This window comes from Trinickia mobilis (genome assembly GCF_017315705.1).
In the GTDB taxonomy this organism is placed as follows: Bacteria; Pseudomonadota; Gammaproteobacteria; order Burkholderiales; family Burkholderiaceae; genus Trinickia_A; species Trinickia_A mobilis.
The window spans coordinates 1-5,226 of record NZ_JAFLRF010000091.1 but is presented as its reverse complement, the minus strand read 5'-3'; the positions used below and the strand labels follow the sequence as shown (position 1 = coordinate 5,226).

The following is a 5,226-nucleotide window of genomic DNA, read 5'->3' as shown; positions in this document are numbered from 1 at the left end:
ATCGAGCGCCGCGAGGATCGCACGCCGCATGCGCGGCTCCCAGAAACGGCGAATGTGATCGGCGACGCCGGCGAGCGCTTCTTCGCGATCGGGCATCGACTCGAAGAATTCGCCGATCTGATTGGCCATGACGATCAAGTGTTCTTGGTTCATCGTTGCTCGCTCATCCGTTCAGTCGCGGGGCCCGGTCATGCGGACCACGGGCCCCGGCCTCGACGCTGTCATTTCCCGCTCGCGGCATTCGCGGCATTCGCGGCTTCGCGCCGGCGCAGCAGATCGAGCTGCTCGGCATTGAAGCGCGAATAATCCTGCTGCCATCGCGACGGTTGCTCGACCGGCGTGACCTGCACCGCGGTCACCTTGTACTCGGGGCAGTTGGTCGCCCAGTCGGAGCTGTCGGTCGTGATGACGTTCGCGCCCGATTCGGGGAAGTGGAACGTCGTGTAGACCACGCCCGGCTGCATCCGCTCGGTGACGAGCGCGCGCAGCACCGTCTGCCCGGCGCGCGACTCGATGCCGGCCCAATCGCCCGTCCTGATGCCGCGCTCTTCGGCGTCGTGCGGATGGATTTCCAGCCGGTCCTCGTCGTGCCAGCGCGAATTTTCCGTGCGCCGCGTCTGTGCGCCGACGTTGTACTGCGACAGGATGCGCCCCGTCGTCAGGATCAACGGGAACTTGCGCGTCACCTTCTCGGGCGAGGCGACGAACTTCGTGATCACGAACTTGCCCTTGCCGCGCACGAATTCATCGACGTGCATGATCGGCGTGCCCTCGGGCGCGTGCTCGTTGCACGGCCACTGGATGCTGCCGAGCTGGTCGATCCGCTCGAACGACACGCCCTCGAAGGTCGGCGTGAGGCGCGCGATCTCGTCCATGATCTCCGACGGATGCGCGTACTCCATCTCGTAGCCGAGCTTGTTCGAGAGCCGTTGCGTGACTTCCCAGTCGGCGTAGCCGCACAGCGGCGGCATCACGCGGCGCACGCGCGAGATGCGGCGCTCCGCGTTGGTGAACGTGCCGTCCTTTTCGAGGAACGACGAACCCGGCAGGAACACGTGCGCGTATTTCGCGGTCTCGTTCAGGAAGATGTCCTGCACGACGATGCATTCCATCGACGACAGCGCCGCCGACACGTGCTGCGTGTCCGGATCGGACTGCACGATGTCTTCGCCCTGGCAGTAGAGGCCCTTGAAGGTGCCGTGCACGGCCGCGTCGAACATGTTCGGGATCCGCAGGCCCGGCTCGGACTGCAGGCTCACGTGCCACGCGTCTTCGAACAGCGCCCGCGTCGCCGCATCGCCGATGTGGCGGTAGCCGGGCAGCTCGTGCGGAAACGAGCCCATGTCGCACGAGCCTTGCACGTTGTTCTGCCCGCGCAGCGGATTGACGCCGACGCCTTCGCGGCCGACGTTGCCCGTCGCCATCGCGAGGTTCGCAATGCCCATCACCATCGTCGAGCCCTGCGCATGCTCCGTGACGCCCAGGCCGTAATAGATCGCGGCATTGCCGCCCGTCGCGTAGAGGCGCGCGGCGGCGCGCACCGCCTCGGCCGGCACGCCGGTCACTTCGGCGCTCGCCTCAGGCGCGTTCTCCGGCAAGGCGACGAACGCCCGCCATTGCTCGAACGCGCGCGCCTCGCAGCGCTCGGCGATGAACGCCTCGTTGAGAAGCCCCTCGGTCACGATCACGTGCGCGAGCGCGTTGACGATCGCGACGTTCGTGCCGGGACGCAACTGCAGGTGGTACTGCGCTTTCACATGCGGCGTATCGGCGAGGTCGATGCGGCGCGGATCGACGACGATCAGCTTGGCCCCTTGCCGCAGACGCCGTTTCAGGCGCGACGCGAACACCGGGTGGCCGTCGGTCGGATTCGCGCCGATCACCATGACGACGTCGGCGTGCCGGACCGACGCGAACGTCTGCGTGCCCGCCGATTCGCCGAGCGTCGTCTTCAGGCCGTAGCCGGTCGGCGAGTGGCACACGCGCGCGCAGGTGTCGACGTTGTTGTTGCCGAACGCGGCACGTACGAGCTTTTGCACGAGATAGGTTTCTTCGTTCGTGCAGCGCGACGACGTGATGCCGCCGATCGAATCGCGTCCGTACTTCGCCTGAATGCGGCGGAATTCCCCCGCCGCGTAGGTGAGCGCTTCGTCCCAACCGACTTCGCGCCACGGGTCGGTGATCTTCGCGCGGATCATCGGCTTCGTGATGCGGTCCTTGTGCGTCGCGTAGCCCCAGGCGAAGCGGCCCTTCACGCAGGCGTGGCCTTCGTTCGCCTCGCCGTTCTTGTTCGGCACCATCCGCACGACCTGGCTGCCCTTCATCTCCGCCTTCAGCGAGCAGCCGACGCCGCAATAGGCGCACGTCGTCACCACCGAGTGCTCGGGCTGGCCGAGCACGGCGACGGTCTTTTCGTGCAGCGTCGCGGTCGGGCAGGCGGCCACGCACGCGCCGCACGACACGCATTCGGAATCCATGAACGGCTGGCTCTCGCTTGCCGCCACGCGCGATTCGAAGCCGCGCGCGGCGATCGTCAGCGCGAACGTGCCTTGCGTTTCCTCGCACGCGCGCACGCAGCGGTTGCAGACGATGCACTTCGACGGATCGTAGGTGAAGTACGGGTTCGACTCGTCCTTCTCGTCGTGCAGGTGGTTCGCGCCGTCATAGCCGTAGCGCACTTCGCGCAGGCCGACGACGCCCGCCATGTCCTGCAGCTCGCAATTGCCGTTGGCAGGACACGTGAGGCAGTCGAGCGGGTGATCGGAGATGTACAGCTCCATCACGTTGCGGCGCAGCGACTGCAGGCGCTCCGTCTGCGTGCGGACCTTCATGCCGGCTTCGACCGGCGTCGTGCACGAGGCCGGATAGCCGCGCTTGCCGTCGATCTCGACGAGACACAGCCGGCACGAGCCGAACGGTTCGAGCGAATCGGTCGCGCACAGCTTCGGCACGTTCACGCCGGCCTCGATCGCCGCGCGCAGCACCGACGTGCCCGCGGGCACGGTGACCGCGCGGCCGTCGATGTCGAGCGTGACGTCGGTGTCGGCGTGGACGAACGGCGTGCCGTAGTCGGTGTCGTCAAACGGCGAGCGGGCGCAGGCGGTCCGCACCAGGGCTTCGGACTTGCCCCCCAAGGGGACTTCCTTCGGGGCGCAGGCGCAATTCGCGGAGCCGCAGCCGCCGGCGTTGGCTTGAGAGGAGGAGACGAGCGCGTCGGACATGGAAGGCTCCATCAAGCCGCAGCCTGCTTGGGCTGGGCCGGGCGAAGACCGAAGTCTTCGGGGAAATGGTCGAGGGCGGAGAGCACGGGGTAGGGCGTCATGCCGCCCATCGCGCAGAGCGAGCCGGACACCATCGTGTCGCACAGGTCGCGCAATAGCTGCACTTGCTTTTCCGAGGTGTCGCCGCCGCGGATGCGTTCGATCGCTTCGACGCCGCGCGTCGAGCCGATCCGGCACGGCGTGCATTTGCCGCACGATTCGAGCGCACAGAAATGCATCGCGTATTGCGCGAGTTCCGCGAGGTTCGACGTGTCGTCGTGCACGACGAGCCCGCCGTGGCCGACCACCGCGCCGACTGCCGCGTAGGCTTCATAGTCGAGCGGGATGTCCCACTGGCTTTCGGGCAGGTAGGTGCCGAGCGGGCCGCCCACTTGCACGGCGCGCGCCGGCCGGCCGCTCGCGGTGCCGCCGCCGTAGTCGAACAGCAGCTCGCGCAGCGTGACCCCGAACGCCAGCTCGACCAGCCCGCCTTGCTTCACGTTGCCGGCCAGCTGGAACGGCAGCGTGCCGCGCGAGCGGCCCATGCCGAAGTCGCGATAGAACGCCGCGCCGCGCGCGAAGATGATCGGCACGGTCGCGAGCGTGATGACGTTGTTGATGACGGTCGGCTGGCCGAAGAGCCCGGCGAGCGCGGGCACGGGAGGCTTGGCGCGCACGATGCCGCGCTTGCCTTCGAGCGATTCGAGCAGTGCCGTTTCTTCGCCGCACACGTAGGAGCCTGCGCCCTTCGCCACCGCCAGCTCGAACGCGTGCGCCGAGCCGAGCACGCTCGCGCCGAGCCAGCCCGCGGCGCGCGCCTTGCCGAGCGCGGCTTCGAGCGTGGCGATCGAATGCGGATATTCGCTGCGCACGTAGAGGTAGCCTTGCGTCGCGCCCGTCACGATGCCGGCGATGATCATCCCTTCGATCAGGCAAAACGGGTCGCTTTCCATGACGAGGCGGTCCGAGAACGTGCCGGAGTCGCCTTCGTCCGCGTTGCAGACGATGTATTTCTGCGCCGCCTGCGCGTTGCGCACCGTGCGCCATTTGATGCCGGCCGGGAACGCCGCGCCGCCGCGCCCGCGCAGGCCGGAGTCGACGAGCGCCTCGCAGGCGGCGGCGCCGTCCATGGCGAGCGCGGCCTTCAGGCCGGCGAGGCCTTCGTGCGCGAGGTAGTCGTCGATCGACAGCGGATCGGTAATGCCGATGCGCGCGAACGTGAGGCGCTGCTGGCGCTTCAGGTACGGAATGTCCTCGACGACGCCGACGCGCAGCGGATGCTCGCCGCCGGCGAGCCACCCGGCGTCGAAGAGCGACGCGACGTCGGCTTCGTCGACATTGGCATAGCCGATGCGCCCGCCCGTCGTCTCGACTTCGACCAGCGGCTCGAGCCACAGCAGGCCGCGCGTGCCGTTGCGCACGAGTTCGACGGCGACGCCGCGCTTAGCGGCTTCACGGACGACGGCGTCGGCGAGCGCATCGGCGCCGAGCGCGAGCGCCGAAGAATCGCACGGAACGAAGATGCGCGTCGTCAGTGCGCGTGGGGGCGGTTTCATGCCGGCTCCTTCGCACGCTCGGCCGCGGCAGCGAAAAGCGCATCGAACTTCTGCGGCGTGACTTTGGCGTAGAGCGTGTCGTTGATCGTCATCGCCGGCGACAGCGCGCATTGCCCGAGGCAATACACCGATTCGAGCTCGATGTCGGCGGCGTGCGCGGCCTCGTGACGGACGTCGAAGCGGCAACCCGTGCGCGTCTCGATATGCCGCGCGAGCGCCTCCGTCCCCATGCTGCGGCACGACTCGGCGCGGCAAAGCTGCACGGTCACGCGCGCGGCGGGGCGGGTGCGGAAATGGTGGTAGTAGGTGATGACGCCGTGCACCTCGGCGCGCGAGAGGTTCAGCGCGCGCGCCAACGGCGCAACGGCTTCCGGCGGAATGAAGCCGGCTTCGTCCTGAATCGCGTGGAG

At 68.2% G+C, this 5,226-nt stretch carries 4 protein-coding genes; all 4 read right to left on the bottom strand.

The annotated features are described in order from the left end of the window. Nucleotides 1-153: formate dehydrogenase subunit delta (locus J3489_RS36870; protein WP_207005717.1), on the bottom strand; the 153-nt coding region annotated here is incomplete at its 3' end. Nucleotides 154-221: 68 nt separating this feature from the next. Beyond that, on the bottom strand, nt 222-3,221 hold the full coding sequence (gene fdhF, locus J3489_RS36865; protein ID WP_207005716.1) for a formate dehydrogenase subunit alpha: 3,000 nt from the start codon (nt 3,219-3,221) through the stop codon (nt 222-224). Between the two features lie 11 nt (nt 3,222-3,232). Then, nucleotides 3,233-4,816 (bottom strand): formate dehydrogenase beta subunit, encoded by a 1,584-nt coding sequence (locus tag J3489_RS36860; RefSeq protein WP_207005715.1) that lies wholly within the window; start codon nt 4,814-4,816, stop codon nt 3,233-3,235. Beyond that, nucleotides 4,813-5,226: NAD(P)H-dependent oxidoreductase subunit E (locus J3489_RS36855; protein WP_207005714.1), on the bottom strand; the 414-nt coding region annotated here is incomplete at its 5' end. The genes J3489_RS36860 and J3489_RS36855, both read right to left, overlap by 4 nt.